Origin of the sequence: Candidatus Cloacimonas sp. (assembly GCA_035403355.1) — a bacterium.
In the GTDB taxonomy this organism is placed as follows: Bacteria; Cloacimonadota; Cloacimonadia; order Cloacimonadales; family Cloacimonadaceae; genus Cloacimonas.
Map to the genome: position 1 here is coordinate 103,033 of DAONFA010000001.1, position 21,618 is coordinate 124,650.

The window sequence follows — 21,618 nt, forward strand, 5'->3', positions numbered from 1 at the left end:
TCCTACCTGTTCAGTAATATATCAAAGCAGGGGAAAAATGATAAAATGAGAGAAAATAGTATTATTAAGGCGGAGAGAATGTGCTTTAATAATAACTCTCACCGCTTAAAAATATGTTCAGTCAGAAAATAGGTGCTTTTAGCAGAATAAATCTCTTGACAAATAATCAGAATACCATTTATTGGAGATTGAGTTCAGTTTTTTCGTAGCTCTATGGTGCTAAAAAAAGGAAAAAAGAATGAGAAATTTTATTTCTTTTACAGGCGTAAATGCAGTTCAGCAAAAGAAATTGATAGTGCCCCAAAATCGGTTTCTTCTTTAGTTATCAGTGGGGAAGGAAATAGTAATTATGCTTTTTCATATTTATTTTGCGCTTATCAACTGAGGCGGAAAAGCAACATCAATGAAACCCGCAATCTATAGTTTCGTAAAAAGGGGACTTGTTAGTTTCAGAATGAAAAATGATATTTGGTCAACAGTCAGGTTGCTGCTAACAGATGGTTCTGTTTTGGCTTGCAGTTTAGTTACAAAAACCAATAACTTGCTTTATACCCTATACAGGGGGATTTGATGGCTTACTATTTAGCCACTATATACCCTTGGCAAAAGACATCTAATTATCCTTTAAAAACAACAATCTTACAAAACAATCCCATAATAAATATAATCAGGGAAGGCGTGATAAATGTAGGCGCTTCCCGCAAGGAGATAAAATGAAACCCCAAAAACGAAAAACGAAATTTACCTTTGCATTACACAAAGGTATATTGCCCGATTCAAATTGTATTCTATCAGAATTAAACGGTATTATAACCGAATTTAACGGTATTTTACTACAAACCAAAGAAATTAACTTATTAAAAAAAGCGAGGTGCAAATGAAACGCAAATTTCGCACAACACTACTATTCGTAGTGCTATTTTTAATTACAGCAACCACTCTTTTTGCTCAGACGAGAGTATTTGATGGGGGAAACATTAATGTTACCCTTCAAAATGATAGTGGTGGAATTGTTGTAATTAACACAATTGTTAATGTAACATTAACTGATCCTGAATTTAGCGCAAGTGACGATCCTCTTGGTGAGATATCATCAGCCACTGTAAATTTCAGTGAATTTGGAGGTTCAAATTCTGTTACTATGGAACAGGATCCTGTAACTGGTCTTTGGAGCTGCAATTACACAGTAGTTCCCGGAACCTTGAATAATGTTACTGCAAAGGTTATTGTCTCTGGAAACTTCAGAAATGGTGGTTCTTCCATTATTCCTGATGATGCATTATTTACAGTTAATAATATTACTATTAGTGTAGCTGGCTTGGATATCAATACGGTTATTCAAAACCCTGGTCCAACCGGATATGCTATAGTGGGTTCAAGTATTGTTGTCAGCTTTACCAGCACAACTATTGATGCTGCTTCTTTCTATATTTATAGTGAAGATGGCAATACAAGGTTAGTAGGACCTATAGCAATGACAGGTCCTGATCCTTCTAATGTATTTACGGGAACCTGGAATGTAGATCCACTTTCAGCTTTACCGGCAGATTCATATAAAATTAAAGTAATTGTTTATGATACAGATATTTCACCCAATCCTGGGGAAGTTAATGATGATGAGCTGGTTCTTATTGAAAGCACAGTTCCCGTTGCAGCTGATCTCCTTAGTGCTTATCTGGGTGTAAATGGTAATAATTCTGCTAATTATATTGCTGCTAATGATACCATATATGTATATGCAGAATTTAATCCTAATGTTTACAAGGTAACTATTGACTGGGGATATACATTTCCTGGGAAGCCAGCTGTAGATTACATTTTAGATAATGGTATCCTTGATATTCAATATCCCATTCCGATAACAAGGATTCCATCCACAACTAATTTGGAAATTAAAATTACAGCTCTTGCTACTGAAGCAGGTAATGTCTATACAGGCGATCTATTAATTAATTTGAATGCAGATGATAATCCTATTGTTCTGGATTTTACTCCTCCAACTCTCACAGCTGCAGATGTTGATCTGTATTATGATAATGATCCGGCTACAGGAAACTTAAGATTTTCTCCTGTTTCACCAGCGGTTACAGGATATTCCGATACTAATCCTGATCATATTGCTATTAAGTTGGATTTAGCTAACTGGGGAAATCCTGATGAAATATACGGTTTGCAACTGCGCTTTGAATTTGAAGGCAGAAGCGTATATTTTAGAGATTATACTGTAAATTCTCCTGAAGTTACTTACGCACCTCCTACTTTAACTATCAAATGGGATGGTTTAGATAATGGAGCATCTCTTCCGGAAGGTACTTACGGAATTACTTTGTGGAAATTATGGGATGAAGTAGGTAACATACTTGACTTAAGCAGTCATTATACTATTGCTGGTGAATATCCTCCTGCATCTCCTTTGTTAGATAATAATGAGCCACAGGTGATATTGAACCGTATGCATGTAGTAATTGATAATACTCCTCTGAATTTCTCGCAGGAACTTAATTCTCCCGATCAGGAAAATCCAGGTGATGAGATTGTCTTTACTCACAAGCATCATATTGATCATTTTATCGGAGATATTGTATTTCCCGATCAAGTATATGATGAGTGGGTAAACAGCTTCAGCTCAACAACCTTTAATTTCCAGGTGAGTCGTAATTTTACGGTTGATACTAATCAATTACGCTGGGAAAAAGGAACTTACTGGGTAATTGCCAGTAACGGGACAAATAGCTGGTATTGGCTAAATAATGTCTGGACTCCATATACGGTCTTTGATCCTTCAACGATGAGCGACAAATTGATATTTCCTACTCAAACTCATCAGTATGCCAATACAGTAAACTTTTCCTGGGACGCTACTCAGTTTGATGCTGGGACATATACAATCACAGCTTACACTCAAGATAATGCCGGAAATATAAAGCCCTCTGCTGTAATGACGATTCAAAATATTTATGAACTTACAGAGGATTCTTATACGGCAAATCTGGCTCTCATAGATGATATTGTGATAACTTCGGTACATAATGGAGGAGCTAATAGTTTAGCTCCTTATGATACTGACGGTGATCATAACTTCTATCTGAATGGTGATAGTTATTATACTTCCATAGATGCGATTTCTATTCAAATTACCGTGAATAACAAAAATTATCTGAAAACAACTAATTCAGTTCTTTTGGATCTAACTAATCTGGGTTTGGGCGAAAGATGGCTAGATCAGGATGATTTTAGTAATTTGAATAAAGCAGAAATAACTATATCCAATGCCGAAGTGCAATCATTGAGTTCAGCTTTAGCAGGAGAATGGATTCTTGGTATTGCTGGCGGGAATAATTATCTTCCTGCTCATGCTTATAGTGAATACATAAATACAGATTTAGATACTGTGATTAACGATGCTGTTTCCACACATTCGGATATCTTTAATCTGGTTATTCCTCCCCAACCAACATACCCTGCTCAAGGTAGTGTTTCTGTATCAGATCATAGTTTTTCTCCCGGACATCCGAGTAGAACATATAATGCATTTTCTAATCCTGCCAATGACGGTATTCAGGATTCTACGAAAGTAACCATATCTGTTCCTTCTTCTACTTATAATCTTACCTGGAAACTAAGCATTACTAATCCTGTAAATTTAAAAGAATGGAGTAAAACGGGTACTCTTGCTTCGGGTGTATCCTTACCTGCAACAGATTATGTCTTTGCTGGACTCAGTAACGACCTGAAAGCTATGGCTGATTCTACTGGCTATCAGGAACTGGATGTAAAACTATATGTTCATGTTACTCAATTTGATGATGATGGTTATATAGAAGCTGATGACCCTGCTCCAGCTTCTACGGAATTAGCTATTGATAACGAAAATCCAAAGCTAGAAGATATTAGCGATAATTACACTTATAACCACGATAGTAGATCAATTACTTTTGCAGATGATATGCCTATTCCAGTGGTCTCCGCGGCTAATAACAGCTTTGAGATTATCCTGCAAACCAGCGAACCACTTAGAACCACTAATTTGAATGATCTGGGAAGCCACACTTTTCATACTTCAGGTTGGAATGTAGCAGGTGTTTTTACTGCAGATAACACACAAATAGCAGGTGTGACAGGTTCTGTAGATGAAATTAGTGTTGTTCCCGGTGCGGATAGACAATATAAATTGAAAATAAGTGTTAGCGGAATCTCCGGTTTGGAATATCCTAATTCTAAATTGGTTTTGCGTTTACCTTGGGATGAAGCCGGAAACCCTGGCAGATACAATAATCCTATCTATCCTGTAGCGCTAGATCTGTTCCATAACGATTCTGCAGAAATTTCTTTCCCCATTCATATTTTGAATGCCAGACCCTGGATAAGTAAAATTGAATTTACTAATTTTCAATCCACGGGAACTGTAATTTATGATGAAGCCGGAAATGTTACGAATGCTATTCAGGGTTATGTAAATAATGTAGATAATACAGGAACATTAAAAGCACAGATTTCCGGAGGTTATAACAGAAGTGTAGTAACCAATTTTGTAGCTGATGTTTCCAGTATTTCTACTATGGCTGATGCAGCCGCTCTGCCTTTGGTTAATCCTGTTGTTGATCTGGGTGGAAATGTTTTTGAACTTACTTGGAATATAACAGATATAACCCTTCCCAATTTGATTCATAATAATGTAGCTAATCTAATCGTTTATGCAAATTCTATGGAAGGATCTACTCAAATGCATACTACTAATAGAAGTATTGCGGTAATTGTGGATCAGGAAGTTCCGATACTTGATAGTTCATCCTTTGATGATGAAAATAACTATGTAACAGCAGATGGTAATCCACAACCCTTTACTTTCAATGTTAGTGATGCATTAGCAGGAATTTATGATAATATTCCTGCTTCTATTAACCTTGCCTTTACTGAAAATGTGACAGCTACAGATTTACTTTATAATGCTGGTGCCATAACCGGTAATATTACACTGCTGGATACAACTGCAGTTAAGAACTTTGTAGCTACTCTATCTGTAAAAGACAAAACAGGAAACGAACTTGTGGAAAGCCGCTATATTAATGTAGTGCCTTCTCCTCACCCTGTTAATGTAGTAATATCTGGAGCAGTTCCTACTGCAAATCCTTACTTCCAACCTGGAACTGATATTACTGTTGCCTTTGAGGTAGCAAATTATCAACGAGCTGATAAGATAGATGTGATGCTTTTCGATCAGACCACTGGTTTACAAGTTGGTAATACACAGACAATCAGTGCTCCTGATTCCAGTTTATTTAATCTGTTATTCACTGCAGTCAGCATTCCGCATACGAATGTGTTATCTGCTCTTGTAGTAGTAACTTATTCAAAATATGATACGGGAACTTCTACTTTATTAAATACTAATGCAATAAATACTGCTAATAGTAATAATACTCTTATTGCTGATGGTGTTGATCCTGATGGGCTTCCTGTAATATCTGCCACTGCTGGCTCTTTAGATTATCTTACTGCAGGAACCGATCAGATACTAAGCTTTGATATTACTGATGCCGATTCCGGAGTAAATTGGTCAACTCCTGAAATAATATTCAATCCTGCTGATGGAATTACTATTGGTGCGTTGGATATAACGGAACCTGGTAAAGCTAAATGGAATATAACTGTAGATCAAGATATTGCAGCTCAAAGAGTGGTGGCAACTATAACTGCTAACGATAATGTTGATAACACCGGAACTCTTGTCCGCTATCTGAATATTATCCCGATTCCTGAAATTACTGTAACCGATATTTCAGTTACAGATAACAATCCTGATAATACTGATCCTACAAATTGGTTTGTTCCCGGACACGATCTAAAAGTAAGCTTTACGGTTACTAACCCTCAACGCGTTAATCAATTAATAGTTTCTCTCACAGCGAATGAAGACCCTCTTGCTTCTCAAACCTTCAATGTGAGTGATCCCGTTTTTCAAAGTAGCGATATGAATGTTATATTCTCTGCTCTTACTGCTACAGACCTTGATGGTAAGGTTATCAGAGCTACTATCACAGGTAATACTCTCACTTACTTTGATTCAACTGGAACAGATGCTTATACTCCGTTGACTGGTGATGGCAGCTGGGATGAAATCAATGTTGATACAAAACCTGTTATTCAAACAGTAACATTCTATCTGGATCAGGCACATACTACCGCAGTTGATAATATTGTAAAAGAAATGGATAATGTTTATGCGGCGGTAGAAGTAAAATCACCGAACGATCTCACTGATCCTGTAATTACCCTGCCCGCTATTCAGGGAAGTATAACAGCTACTCTAACTGCCGGTCCTCTTTCTGAAGGAACCGGTGCAGATAGAATTATAAAATACTATTATACTATTGATATCACTCAATTAGATTATTCTGCTTCGGCTCTTTATACTGTAGCTAATTTCTCAGTGGACACAAAGACCATTTATGGCTATGCTGCAGATACTTATATTCACGATATGATTATAATTGGCAGCCCTGTTGTAGATCAATATGGACAAGGTTATCCCGAACGAAGCTATAGCGATATAGGTAGAGCTCCTAATGGTTGGTTTGCTCCCGAGAATGATCTGATTACGGAATATCATTTTATCAGCACTCTTAATCCTAATGAGGTTGGTATTGTTGCCGATTTTGACAGGATTGAAGATAATGTTCCTGAAAACTGGTCAACTCCGGATACTTTAGTAATAGATACACCTGATGGACAACCGATAGTTATTAATCTGTCCGGTGGAAGAACAGTTAATATTTATCCGTATTTTGTAACTTGGGTAACGACTCCGGATTATAGTTCTGTCTGGAATGCTTACTCTGATGGCGAATCCATTCAAATTGATTATAAATATTTGAGTTTCCTACCTGAAGAGATAGTAGATACTACTTGGGTGAAAGTTGATAAGGAAGTTCCTACATACGATGAAACCAGATATTGGGTTGCTACTGCTACAGATGATAATCCTCCTGTTTATGAAATGATATCTTCTATGGGTTCTGTTATAAATCTGTCTTTAACACCTCCCGCTCCCGGCGTTTGGGAAACTAATAGATATCTTTATTTGAAAGTTGCCGCAAAAGATGATGATGGAGATGCAAGTAATCCTTATAACGGAGTAGGAGCTGGCTGGGTTAATGATCCCATAGCAGCTGGCTGGAATGTTGTCCCTTACAATACATCAAGGGTTGGTGATTACTTCTATACTGAATGGAAACTAAGTCCAGTAACTCCGAGTGATCTTGGTCCCGATTATATTCTGAACATTAACCTTCAGGGAGTTGAAGACCTGGTTGGGCATAAGAACTATATTGGTTCAGACCCAAGCTTGGTTCCTATTCATTCCATCCAGTATGTAGCTAATGGACCTATTATTACTATGGGCTTTACTACCAGTGCGGATGATGGGACGGCATCTTATATGATTGCCTATCAAAAAGTTGTAGGCGATGAATTGAATACAAAGACCAGCCCTTATATCAAACCTGGTAACAATCTTGGTTTCATCTTAAAATTGAATACAAACCGTGCTGTAAACACTCCACGGGGAGTTGCTGTTGAGTCCGTAGAACCTATACTGGTTCAAATTAACAATCCTGTTGAAATCAATGATGATAACGAAGTATGGCATGATTTGGCTATGCTGAGTGGCAATCCTTTTGAATGGTATCTGGATGATGATCTGGTAATAAATCCTGCTAATACTGTTAGCTCTCTGGGTTGGAAATATAAAGTTACCTATCGGATAACTTATACCGACAATACTACTACTCAGGAAACTTACACTTCAAACTGGTTTAATGTTGATGTGAATAGTAAGTCACTTATGCTAATAGATCGGACTTCTCCGCAATTTGCTCAGAATGGAATAGTTGTAAAGAGTGCTTACTCGGTTACAGATAACTATGTAGTTCCCGGTGAAGAAGTTCAAATTACGGTTAAATTTACCGATGAATCATCCTATAATGCAGTAGCAACCAAACCGTTTGTCAGTATAGAACATCTTGATACATTTATTGAAGGTGTTCCTGCTGTTTATATAGTAAATGATTCTGATATTACCTTTGATAATGCTCTTCACATTTGGGTTGCTCAAATAAACGGTCTTACTGCTAAAACCGATCCTGGAATCACTTCTCAAGAGATAGTAGTTAATCTTCAAGACCCTGTTATGAATCCTTTAACATCTGCAGATAGATTTGTGGAAATAGCTAATGAAGGTCCTATTGTTCCTATAATTCGCGGTGCTAAATATCTAACTCAGATATATGACGGCAGCTGGGAAGAAGTAGTTGTAGAACCAGTAGGAACAGGGACAATAAACTCTAAAATTGAAGTATATGTTGATGTAAAATATCCTGAATATATTGATGAGGTAAGCATTGACCCTGTAGCAGGTATTACTATTCCTCCAGCATATACTATCCGACCAGCCACTCAAGCAGATAAAGACCTGATTGGTAATAATAGTATAGATTATGTAGCAGTGTTTGATAGTGTTTCTGCAATAGGTATGGTAGATGGTGCTATTAACTTTATAGCCCATACTAAGCGAATACCTTATAATGCAGAGATATTTACTCATTCATTTGCATTCTCTGCACCAGTTGATATAATGGACTATATTGCTGACATCCCTGTAGTTCAAGGTAGAGTTATTGACGGAACCTGGGAAAGCAATATAATCAGTCCTGAAAGAAGAATGAGAATTAGTGTTCAAGTAACAAACTTGGGAGAGAACTTCCCGACTGCACTTCCTGCAGATATGAGCGGATGGTTTACACTAACAAGTGATCCAGCAGGATTACTTACAAATATACCTGCGCCTGTAATTACTGATTCTCATAAAGCTACCTGGACTATTCCTGCTGCTAATATTGCTGATCTTGATATTGAACAAGCCAATATAACTATAACCTACAAAAATATATATGGATTAACTCAAACTGTAACTCATAACTTCAATGTTGATGATATTGCTCCTCAGTATGCAGGTATGCAGTTATACTTGGGTGATGAGGTAAAAGCTGATGATAGTTCAGGAAGTTTCTTCTATGATGATTCCTGGGATAAGATCAGAGTTAACTTCATTGATCTGCCTAATGTTTATGTTGGCCTTCATAGTGTAGATGTTACTTTCATTCCTGATCCTGTAACTTATAGTTATGATCCCAGCCAATATCCTCAAGCAGCTGATGCCTTAGCTAATATGCAATATTCACCTCTTACTATTAATGCCGATGGAAGTGGATATTTAGATATTACATTTAGTGCTCCTTATACAGGAACAACTCTGGCTAATGGTAGATACATAATTACAATTGCAGATTTGAAAGATAAGTTTGATGCCACTGTCCCTACTTTTGAGAAATATTTTGACTGGCAATATAATCCTGCAATGATGACTCTTTACATTAATGGGGCTACATCAAACTTTGAAGTAAATGTTTCTGAAGCACCTCTCAACATCATTGCTAATACAAATTCTAATGTTCCGATTCAGGGCGTAGAATTCCGTTTATTCTATGACGCAGATGGTGACGAGACCTTCACTGCAGCCGATCTTAATTATGAAATTACCAGTCACCTTGATAATACATCCGATATGGAATTTCCTTATGAAACTCACTGGAGTATGACGGATGAGTTATATGCCTTTATTCAGGATCCGAATTATCCAAATCGTGATTATCGCGGCTTCTGGTTAAGAGCCAGCGTTATAACTCAAAATCGTGACCTCTATGATGTAGTTCAGTATGTGAAGGTTTTAGATAATGTAGCTCCAGTGGCTGAACCTGATCTTACTGAAATTGTGAAATCTATAGATTATGCCAATACTGCTAATAATAACCTAAATATTCCTGTATCTTTCAATATTAGAGATGCTGTAACAGTTCAGGTTGATGTTTATTCTGCAGGTGTTATTGTGGATACTATAAATGAAGCAATAGCTAACCCCCTTGGTGTTAATTTAATTAACTGGGATTTTAATGGTTTCCTTCCTGGAAATTATACTACAACGGTAACATCTTGGGATTACATTGGCAATTCCTCTGTTAAACCTGGACCGAATATTCTTCTGGAAAATGACATTAGTAACGCAATATCTACTGTTAATATCCTAAAGCATGAAGATATCAATAATGAAGAAATTATTAACAGCATAGAATTTGCCTCCAACCCTGTTGTTGATGCAAACGATTATATTATTCTGGAAGGTAGAATTACAAATCCCACTTCTACCAGCGGACCTCTAAATGGTATTGCTTCAGTAACCTTCGGAGCGAAGATTGTTGATAATACCGGCATAATTGCAGATGTTATTATTGCACCGGTAACCAATGATGTTGGTAATCAACCTCAAATTCCTGCTACCGGAATTATAACAAGTAACTTGATTTATATTGATCCGGTTGATAATGCAGCTATTGTCCGTCTTGCTATTCCGAATAGTTTCTTTGCTCCCTATATGGTAAACGGAACTGACTATACCTTTAATTTCAATATGGCTTTCACTCCCACTGCTATGTACACAGGTATTGATCTTCCGGAACAACCATATAGCTGGTTTAGTGTTGATCAGCTTGCTCCTCAGGTTACAATAAACAATACTTCAACGATTGATCCGGTTTCCTGGACTGCAGGCAAACAAGGTTCATTCAGTGTTACTCCGGTGAATTTTAATTATGATAGTGTTACAGAGATTGCTACTACTTTACTTGAGTGGAGTGTAGATGGAACCAACTGGTTTACTACAGTTCCTCAATTAAGTTATGATGCATATACTGGTACCTATAAAGCATTAAACTGGAATATTGCTGGAGGATCTGCAAACACTTTCTTGGGCGAAAACTACTTCGGTCCTGTTCAGATTAGGGTAACTGTTACCGATAATAAGGGAAATGCAGCTACACTGAATTTGAATACACCTATTAATGTAGATAATCAAGCACCTGAAACCAGATTTACTCATATAATTCATTCCATAAATTATCCGAATCTTACTGAGATTACGGATATTCCTAATGCTCCGGACGAAATATCTATTGTAACCAGTTCTCAGCAAGGAACCAATGGTGCTTCCAATCTCAGGTTATTTGTTGATGCCAGCAATCTTGGAACCGATAATGTGATGCCTTTGATGATGTATCAAAGAACTCCTGATGGAAACTGGCAACCTGTTGAATATGACCACGAGGCATGGAATCTTGGTAATATTACCTATCCAGAACTCTTTGAGTTTGAGATTCCTTTTGATTTGTTGTCTGCTGGTCAACATAGATTTGTGGTAGTGCGTAAGGATGCTATGGGTAACCTGGAAGGAGATAAAGCTTCCGAAACAGTTGCTTATAATAATAAACTAAGCAATGCTGAAAAACTTGCTGCTACCGATTTGATAGTTAATGTTACCAGTATTGATGATGTTGTAGCTTCAATTGAGTATCCTGAAGATATTGCATTTATTAGCGGTAAAAAAGCTTTAACAGCTAATACTACTGATAATAATGCTGTTCAATCTATTCGTTTTGAACATAAGGAAAATAATGTCTGGCAACCTATTGCTACCGTTGCTAAAGCCACAACTCAAACCATTACTTTTGATCTGGATATAGATCAGCTGGTTTGGGCTCCTGGTGTTCATTTGATTGCTAATGGCAATGTTTTAGGTGAACTCGTGTATGATGGAAATTCCTGGAATGGAAGTTTTGAGCTGAATGTGGGAACTACCTATAATTTCCAGTATGGTATTGATATTAATAATAATGGAACTTGGGATCAGGGTGAACCGCTGATTGATGATATTCACGGTTTCACAATGTTTACTCCGCTGCCTTGGACAATCAACTTTAACAGTGCTGATTATGCACAAGGTATAAATGAATTCCGGGCTGTTCCTTTAGATATAGCGGGAAATGAGCTTGAACATTATCAATCCCCTATCAGTCAAATATATATAGATAATGTTGCTCCTGTAATAAATAATCTAACAGCTATTAACAATGTGAATTGTGTTACTCCTGGAACTAATGTTAATTTCGTAACTGATGTAGATGAACTTCTGGTTGCTTCGGATGATATGGTTGGAGTTATGTATCAATATAGTGGAATTCCAATCAGTGAAAATTACAGGATGTGGCAAAATATTGGAACTTCTAATCAGATGGCTGGTAATTATCCCATAACCTGGCAAGCACCGAATCCTTTGTTTGATAATTTGGATAACAACTCTAATGGCTTGGTGGATGAAGCTGAAGAAGCAAATTCAACCTACTACATTCGTTCAATTGCAATTGATAAAGCAGGTAATTTTGCTATCTCTGCAGAAGTTGCGGTTAATGTTGATGCCAGCCCTGCGAAATTAGAGCTTACTCAAATTGATGATACTATACTTGCTAATACTAATTATATTTATGTTATAAATCCTAATGCAACTATTATAACATTAACAGCCACAGAAATTTCTACCGGTTTTGATCCTGCTCAGAAAGCTGAATTCTTCTACAAGTTTAAAGAAGAAGTTACAGATACCTGGCCCACTGACTGGACTCAAATCGGACAGAGAGTAAATGTAATTAATTCTGAAGCAACTGCAGAACTTGATTTTATTCAGGAAGGATATTATCAGTTCAAAGTAGTTGCGTATGATGCTCTCGGCAATAATGAATCTGCAATAACTAATGTAATCTTTAATGATGTTACTGGCCCGGAAATTACCTTTGTGCAAGTTGGTACCTGCCCTGTTATATCTGAAGAGTATGCATTTGCTAAACAAGCAAATCAATTCAATGGTGAACTTAAAGCTACTCTTTCTGATATAGCTGGTGTTAATACAGTAACCTTTGAATACTCTACTACCGGGATAGATAATTGGGTAAATATTACTACTCTTGGCGCAGGTTCTATCGTTCCTAATGGAACTGGCGGTGGAACAGTAACTTATAGTTGGAATTATTTCCCAACTCGTACTCCAGTATTATATTTAAGAGCTACTGCTCAAGATACTAATGCGAATAATATGTCCACAGAAGTTATAAAACTATATGTAGATACTATTCCTCCTAATGTTGAAGTAGTAAGTTTGACCAATACAATTTATGATAACAAGATGGCTGTAGATAGAACTCAGGATGTAACTGTTATTCTCAATTACACAGAGTTGAATAACGACGGTTTACTTGATATTGCTAAGGTTAAGATTCGCTTCTATGATTCAGCAGGGAATTTAGTCCTGCATAGAAATGGAAACTATAATGATGTAGGTATGGCTGCGACAGTATTTACCTTCACACCTGTTCAAATGGCAGGTATGGTAGAGGATATTTATCGTCTTACTGTTGTTCTGGAGGACTTTGCAGGTAACACTGTAACTCTACAGCCAGCAATTTATCAGGCGATGTACTTTGATATCTATGCTCCTGCTATTCAAAGCGTTGCCTCTCTTGCACCTAATGTGAATAATACTGTTGCTTACAATCATCCTATTACATTCAATGTAAATTATAATGATCTTATCGGTTTACCTGCTGAAGCTCTAAAAGTTCGGTTCAAAATCAATGGTATAGCAAGAGATTCAGTCCAAACATATATTCCAGTTGATAGCACTAATATCACATTCACCTGGACACCGATTGATTTTGACAACCATTTTGCCAATGGCAATATGGATGATATCATAGTTAACGCAGAACTTACATTGAAGGACTATATGGGGCATACTACCCCTGGTGATAACTTCAATATAAATGTGACTTATGGTATTCCTAATGTCGCACGCATTATGGCTATCACAGATGTTCAGAACGGTGAGCCCATCATTCATTATGTAAATTGGAATAATCCTGTTGATCTCAGTATCGGTTATATTAATGAACCAATTGGGATGAATCAGAATGGAACTGGTACTCCTATAGAGCTATATGCTTATGTTCCTCATAATGCTGAAATTCCAGCCAGTATTTCTTTCGCCTACAGAGCTATGGGTAGTTCCAATTGGCTTCCAATTACCACTATCTTTAATGGTGATTCTTCTTGGGAGTTCATTGATCCATCATTTATGGGGCAATTCCAAAGCCAGTTTACAGCTGAATGGAATATTCAAGGACTAACAAGTGGCATTTATGAAGTTCAAGCTACCGGTAATTATAATTCCGGCTCTACAGCTTCTATAATTACAGTAAATATCTACAATGATACCATTGTTCCCCAAGTTTCAGTTGCCGACATAGAAGCAGGAAATATTGTCCAACGCGGTGAGACATATACCTTCACTTCCAATTTCACTAATACCGATTATTTGAGTGCAGTTCGTTACCGTTATCGTTATGTTAGTATCAATGGTAATGACATAACTCCTGTAAGCAACTGGTCAGATTTTGGAGATGATCAAAATGGTGGTGTACCTACCGAGGTCTGGAACGATGCTACAGCAAATTACAGTTACGATTGGTATGTAGCTCCTTATTATCTGTTCAACAATACAATGCAGATTGTTGGTCAAGCAAAAGATATCTGGGGAACTATTACTCCAATTTCCAGTGTAATAACTGGTAATGCTTATGCGATTGCCAATATTAGAGATACCCAGGCACCGGATGCTGCTATTAGCTACAGTTGGAATGGTTTAACTGATCCTGAATGGGTAAGCGGTGTTGTAGATTCTACAATGACTATTACTGCAAACATAACCAGTGATATAATGCTTGCTGATTTGGTAAGAGTAGAATTCAAATTCAACGATGAACTAATTGGCACTGTGAATGCAGTAAATGGTGTTCTACCTAATAATGTAACTCAAATTATCTGGGACGAATTACCCCAAGCAACAAATGTTACTAACGGCGTTTTGAAAGTGATAACTTACGATGTGTATGGTAATACACGCGAAGTTACTAAAGCTCTGAATATTGATAATGTGTTACCTACTGCCGACTTCACAGTTCCAGAGAATATTGAAAGAGAAACTACACTTGTTCTGAATGCTAATCCTATAGATAACCTTTCAGGTCTGCTGAATGTAACTTATGCTTATGCTCCAGTTACAGATCCGGCTTCCCCCTGGATTCCTATTGAGACAGTTGTAGAAACACCTTGGACTTATTCCTGGAATTTACCTGCCAATTTGATCTTTGGTGCAGAATATATTGTTCAAGCCAAAGTAACTGATACAGTAGGTAATATTCTTAATGTTACCGATACCTTTACGGTAATAGATAATCATACACCAATGCATATTGTTAGTGTAGCCGGTCACATTCCTGTAAATGGAATTATTCCGGTTCGCATACATAATAATGTAAATGTTGTAACGCAAGTGAACGATATTAATATTCCTCGCGTGGAATATGTTATTCGTGCTGTGGGTGCAACCGATTGGACTCATCTGGAATATGCAGAGGTAGTTGGAACTAATGCCAATGTTCTTCTAACGGATGTTCTGACTGCTTATGCTGAAGGTGATTATGAACTGGGTATCCGTGCCCGTGAAGCAAGAGTAACTCTTGGTCAGGTTTCTGACATGGTTACTTTAACTATTGATCACAGCTTTGCGATTACAACTGCGGAATCAGTTCCTGCAAGTAACGGTTTCTTCAATGGAGAGACCTTTACGGTAAACTTCACTGTAAATACAGATGATGAAATTGAGCCAAACAGTGTTGCTCTTCAATATCATATTATCGGTATTGATGGAGCAAATGATCCTTGGCGTGATCCTGTGTTAGGTAATGCAGAAGTTACCAGAACAGGAACTAACGCTTACCTTGCTACATTTAGCGGAATAGAAATATACCATCACGACAATGTTTTGTTAAATGGTATGTTAGATTTCAGATTCAGCGTTTCTGACCTGGCGGAAGAAACACCGAATACTGATAATAATACAATTATTACTAATGTGATGTATGATACTACCGATCCTGAAATTGTCCTTAATGGAATTACAGGAAACGGGGTAACAGAAAATGAAGGTAACTACACTATCCAGTTAGCTACAACCGCTACTCTTGATGTTAATACCTTTGATGTTCTCTATGGACAGATTACTCAGGTTGCTTCCGGAATTGAAAAAGTAGAAATCTGGTATAACTACAACGGAGTAGATGTATTAATGGGAACTGATACGGAAGCACCTTACAGCATTAACTGGAATACAGCAGGTCTGGCAGTTGGTGACTATCTCCTTGGCATTTTGGCTTATGATAAAGCCGGTAATGTTAATGGGTTAGCTAAAACAGTTACTATAGTTCCACCTGCTACCTGGGAACCTTTTGCTCTGATTACTGCGATGAGCTTTAATGGAGATAATGCTAACCAGGATATCCTCTATGCTGAAGTTGACAATTGGAACAATGAAGCTATAGATGCAGTTACCTTTGAATACTTCGCAAACAATATCTGGACTCCGTTTGCCACTATTGCTAATCCTACAGCTACACCTTTCGCAGTGCAGTTTAATGCTGAACTGATGAATGCTGCTACTAAGATTAGAACAGTGGTAACTTATAACGATGGATTGATTTCTACCAATAAACCCGAACTGAATGTCACTTACGATGCGGCTGAAGGCGGAAAACTGGTAGCTACTAATCCTACAATTACTGCCAATGTATTCTATAATAATGAAGTGCGTATTAGCGGTGCGCTTAGTGCTCCGATAGTAACTACTCTTTATAATGGAGTTTATGCTAATACTCCTGCTGTACAGATAGTTAATGGAACACCTACTGCTTTCTTTAATATTCCTAATCATGGAGAGTATGAATTCTGGACTGCTTCCATTGATTATGATAATTGGGTTATGCAGTTAAACAGCACTGTGCTTAATACTACTAATATTGGCACAATTACTCATAATGGAATTGCTCTGCCAGTTCCTAACGGTAGTTTTGCTTACTATGAAAATGTTGAGCCCGCAATTGCACTTCCTCTTGGTTATACTGAACTAAGTAATCCTGCTCAAACAGCATTTATTCTGAATCCACAAGATGATATCAATCTCACGGTTACATTAGCCGCTACTCCTGATCCTGCAGCTGGAACCATTGTGGGAATGTATTATAATGGTAATCAGTGGATTAATGTAACAGCAAATGTTACTGGAAATGTTGCAACCTTCACTGCCCCGAGCGGATTTATTTATGCGGTTGGTCAATACACTGGAACCGTGGACTTCAATGTTGTCTTTAACAGTATTGAACCACAGTATATTAACACAACTAATAACGAACTCTGGACAGTAGCAAATCCTTCTACTATCAAGTTCTTCGTTTATGATGGGTTTACCGATGGCGGATACACAACTCCTGCTGCCGGAGAAATAACCTATCAAATGTATATTGATGAAATAGCGGTTCCTGCTTCTTACAATAACGGTTTCATTACTGCTGCTAATATTCTGGACCTTACTGCAGGTAATCACATTGCCTCTGTTATGGTTACTCGTAACAATGTAAATATCAGTGCAGAAAAAGCATTCAAAGTTGATATTACAGCACCTGTTATTGTAGCAACTGGAACTCAACTTACAGTTACAGATCGCACATTAAGTGCTACTATAACTGATCCGGAAACAGCTATCAGTGATGCTCATCTGTATGTTATGGGCTGGAATAGTAACATTACTGTTCCTCTTGCAAATATGACCGTAAGCGGTGATACTTACAGCTATACCTTAACAATGGATGATTTGAATGCTCTGGGTTATGACATTAACTATACAATGGAAATGCAAGCAGTATGGAATGCAGATAATAATCTGGAGATGAACAGTGTAACAGAGCCCGTTAACTACACAGTTAATATTGAAGGCCCTGCAATCACCTTTACCGGTTTTGCTAATGGCTGGTGGTTGAATCCAACCTTCAATACTCCTTTAACCTTCACAGTAACTGTTCCACAAGGTAGAACAATAACCAATGAAGGTGTCTGGATAGATTTATATGAAGTAACAGCTGCAGGTGAAAACCAAATCCAGCAAATGACTCTTGCTCCTGTATCTGTATCTGGAAATGTCTATAGTTATTCCTTCAACTTTGGTCAGCTGTTATCTCCTATGGCAACTGCAGTTAAGCTATATGTTGAAGCAATAGATAACTACAATATTGTTAATCAATCACAACAGACCTACGGAATTGATATGGCTGCTCCTGTTGTTTGGGCTCTTGCTCCAGTTGGTGCTCCTATTGATAACGATGGTGATGGCTTATATAATGAAGATGTTCCTAACGGTGTGAACGAAGACCTGGATTGGGTTGACCTTGATCACGATGGTTTCTGGGATCCTGAAGAACCGCAAATCGTAGATGAAGACCCGATTGATTACTATCCTGCAGTTTTAGCACAGGGAACTGATGTAGCGATTGCAGTAGCTTTTGAAGATTATAGTGGTAGTCAATTCCTGATTCCTGGGGGAGCCGAATGGTTCTATACTAGCCAAAGCGGTATTAATTCAGCTGCCGTTCAGGTAAGTTTAAATGGAATAGTAGTAAATGGAACTGTAACCAACGGAACCTTCACACACAATGCTGGTGTATTACCGGCTGGTCATTATACGGTTGTTGCTTCTATTCCAGATGCAGTAGGTAATGTTGGTTCTGCTGCATACGAATTTGACATTGTAGGTGGAGCTCCAACAATTGTGATCAATCCTCTTAATGGTAACTGGTGGCTGAATACTACAGGAACCAATACATTCACCTTTACTGTAACTTCAGTTGTTCAGCTTGCTAATGGCGGTGTAGTAGCAAATGTCTATACTGAACCAAGCAACACATTAATCCAGGGTCCGATCACTCCTACAGTAGGTGCCAATAATCAATATTCCGTAATTCTGTATGGCGGAGTAGTTCCTGCAGATCAAACAGCTGTTCGTTTGGAAGTTATTGCTACTGATGTTTGGGGTGGAACTTCCACTTCCAATCAGACCTACCTGATTGATAACATTGCACCTGTAATTACAATTCATACTCCTGTTGCCGGTACTGAGGTTGCTTATAATGAGCAGGTTAGTATTACGGCTACAGTTACGGATAATGCAACTACGCGTGGTTTATTGAAAACTTCCAAGGATAAACAGGATAGAAGCGGTTCTGGCTTACAGACCGTAACTATGACTGTTACACCTCCTACGGGAACACCTGTTGTATTCAGTAATCTCACTGGAGCTATTGCTGAAATCGTAACTGCCAGTCAGTATGGTAACTATTCAGTAGCTATTACAGCTAAAGATGTTGTAGGCAATGAGAGTGTAGCCAGCACGAACTTTGTGGTTGCTGCTCCTGCACCTGAAATTACCTTCCAGCCCTTGGTGAATAATTCCTGGTGGCTCAATTCCACAAATAACAACAAGCTTAGTTTCACTGTGAATACTGCAGGTATCAATCTGGCAGTTGGTGGAGTGGTTGCTAATGTTTACACTATTCCTGCAAATGCTCTATTCCAAGGTCCTATAATTCCAACTGCAGTAAGTGGTGTTTACAGCATTGATGTTATGGGTGGCGTTATACCTGTGGATCAAACCGGAATTCGTTTGGAAGTGACTGCTTCCAATATTCTGGGTGGAATTTCCACATCCAATCAGACCTACCTGATTGATAACATTGCACCTGTAATTACAATTCATACTCCTGTTGCCGGTACTGAGGTTGCTTATAATGAGCAGGTTAGTATTACGGCTACAGTTACGGATAATGCAACTACGCGTGGTTTATTGAAAACTTCCAAGGATAAACAGGATAGAAGCGGTTCTGGCTTACAGACCGTAACTATGACTGTTACACCTCCTACGGGAACACCTGTTGTATTCAGTAATCTCACTGGAGCTATTGCTGAAATCGTAACTGCCAGTCAGTATGGTAACTATTCAGTAGCTATTACAGCTAAAGATGTTGTAGGCAATGAGAGTGTAGCCAGCACGAACTTTGTGGTTGCTGCTCCTGCACCTGAAATTACCTTCCAGCCCTTGGTGAATAATTCCTGGTGGCTCAATTCCACAAATAACAACAAGCTTAGTTTCACTGTGAATACTGCAGGTATCAATCTGGCAGTTGGTGGAGTGGTTGCTAATGTTTACACTATTCCTGCAAATGCTCTATTCCAAGGTCCTATAATTCCAACTGCAGTAAGTGGTGTTTACAGCATTGATGTTATGGGTGGCGTTATACCTGTGGATCAAACCGGAATTCGTTTGGAAGTGACTGCTTCCAATATTCTGGGTGGAATTTCCACATCCAATCAGGTATATGGTATTGATAACAACGCACCTGTAATTACAATCAACAGTCCTGCCGAGAATGCGCAGTTCAATCCTGATACTACTGTAAATATTGCAGCAACTGTTTCTGACATAATTGGTACCAAGGGTATGGGAATGCGTAGTATGATGAATGGTCCTAAAGATAAAACCGGTTCTGGAATATCTCAGGTTTATGTAACTGTAATTAAACCTGATGGTAGTTTCGCTGTTAATGATTCAACGGCTGCTCAAGTTATTTCCAAACCGTTAGTAGTATCTGATTACGGAACTTACATCATCAACATTCTGGCAAAAGATAATGTAGGAAATCAAGCAATGGCAACACGGAACTTCTTTGTTACTCCTGCTATTGCTCCTACAGTTACTTTCACGGATATTGCCTGGTTGAATTCTACCGGTGCTAATAACCTTATCTTTACAGTGGATGCTGTAGTTCCTGTAACGGTAACCGCAAATGTAATTACTTATCCTTCAGAGGCAACTCTGATGGGTCCGTTAACTGTAAATCCTGCCGGTAATACTTATACATTAGTATTAAACGGTGGAATGATACCTGCAGGTGAAACCTCGGTTCGTTTGCAAGTATTTGTTGCCGATCATTTCGGTAATACTACTGAAGCAAATTACTATTATGGCGTGGATCGTTTCGTTCCAGTGATAACCTTCCTGAATCCTGTAAATGGTGCGGAAATCACTTTAGTAGATGAGACCACTAAAGTTAGAATTGAAGCCCAGCTTAGTGATCTGATTCCTCTTATGAAGAAGGATGGAAAGAATTCAGGTTCTGGAATTGCTGGAAGCCGGATGGTAATTATTGACCCCAATGGAATGCCTGTTGGAATGCCAGTAGAGACCGGTGCAGGGATTACAGAAATAAGTAACGAAATAGATAATTTGATGCTTGGAACTTACACCGTGCGTGTAACTGCATGGGATAATGCAGGTAACCAGGCAATGGAAACTATTAACTTCACAATGATTGCTGCTCCTCTACCTCCTGTTGAACTGGCAATTGCGGATGCTTATGTATATCCGAACCCCAGTGTAGATGGAACTGCCAGATTTACCGTAACCTTAACCAACGGTGCTTATGTGAACATCCACATTTATGACTTTGCGGGTCGTGAAGTTCGCACCTTAAGTGCAAACGGTAAAGTGCAGGGTAAGAGCAAAGCAGAGATCGTTTTTGACGGTCGCAATAATGATGGTGTGAAACTGGCACGCGGAGCATATTTTGCCCGTGTGATTGCCAATGACGGCACGAAGATAGTAGAAAAGGTAGTTAAGATAGCTATCAAGTAAATTGGTGAAGAGGGGAGGAGGAACTCCTCCTCCCTTCCAACCGAAAG

4 protein-coding genes are annotated in these 21,618 nt (G+C 38.2%); all 4 read left to right on the top strand.

What is annotated here, in order from left to right; all coding sequences use genetic code 11:
• Positions 1-403: 403 nt before the first annotated feature.
• The 4 genes from PLE33_00395 to PLE33_00410 are packed head-to-tail and all read left to right on the top strand — an operon-like array spanning position 404 to position 21,571.
• A complete protein-coding gene (locus PLE33_00395) occupies positions 404-571 on the top strand; it encodes a hypothetical protein (GenBank protein HPS59705.1) in 168 nt (55 codons plus the stop codon).
• Complete coding sequence (locus PLE33_00400) at positions 571-717, top strand: hypothetical protein (protein ID HPS59706.1); 147 nt, start codon at positions 571-573, stop codon at positions 715-717. The genes PLE33_00395 and PLE33_00400 overlap by 1 nt, the downstream gene beginning before the upstream one ends.
• Positions 714-881 carry a hypothetical protein gene (locus PLE33_00405; GenBank protein ID HPS59707.1) on the top strand — a complete coding sequence of 56 codons (168 nt, stop codon included), beginning with the start codon at positions 714-716 and terminating at the stop codon, positions 879-881. Before PLE33_00400 ends, PLE33_00405 begins: the two co-directional genes overlap by 4 nt.
• The gene (locus PLE33_00410) at positions 878-21,571 is read left to right on the top strand and encodes a FlgD immunoglobulin-like domain containing protein (GenBank protein HPS59708.1); all 20,694 of its coding nucleotides are present in this window, start codon (positions 878-880) and stop codon (positions 21,569-21,571) included. Before PLE33_00405 ends, PLE33_00410 begins: the two co-directional genes overlap by 4 nt.
• Positions 21,572-21,618: the final 47 nt, after the last annotated feature.

Coding starts and splice junctions, on each gene's coding strand:
- PLE33_00395 (HPS59705.1), top strand. CDS start 404: ATGAAACCCGCAATCTATAGTTTCGTAAAAAGGGGACTTGTTAGTTTC.
- PLE33_00410 (HPS59708.1), top strand. CDS start 878: ATGAAACGCAAATTTCGCACAACACTACTATTCGTAGTGCTATTTTTA.
- PLE33_00405 (HPS59707.1), top strand. CDS start 714: ATGAAACCCCAAAAACGAAAAACGAAATTTACCTTTGCATTACACAAA.
- PLE33_00400 (HPS59706.1), top strand. CDS start 571: ATGGCTTACTATTTAGCCACTATATACCCTTGGCAAAAGACATCTAAT.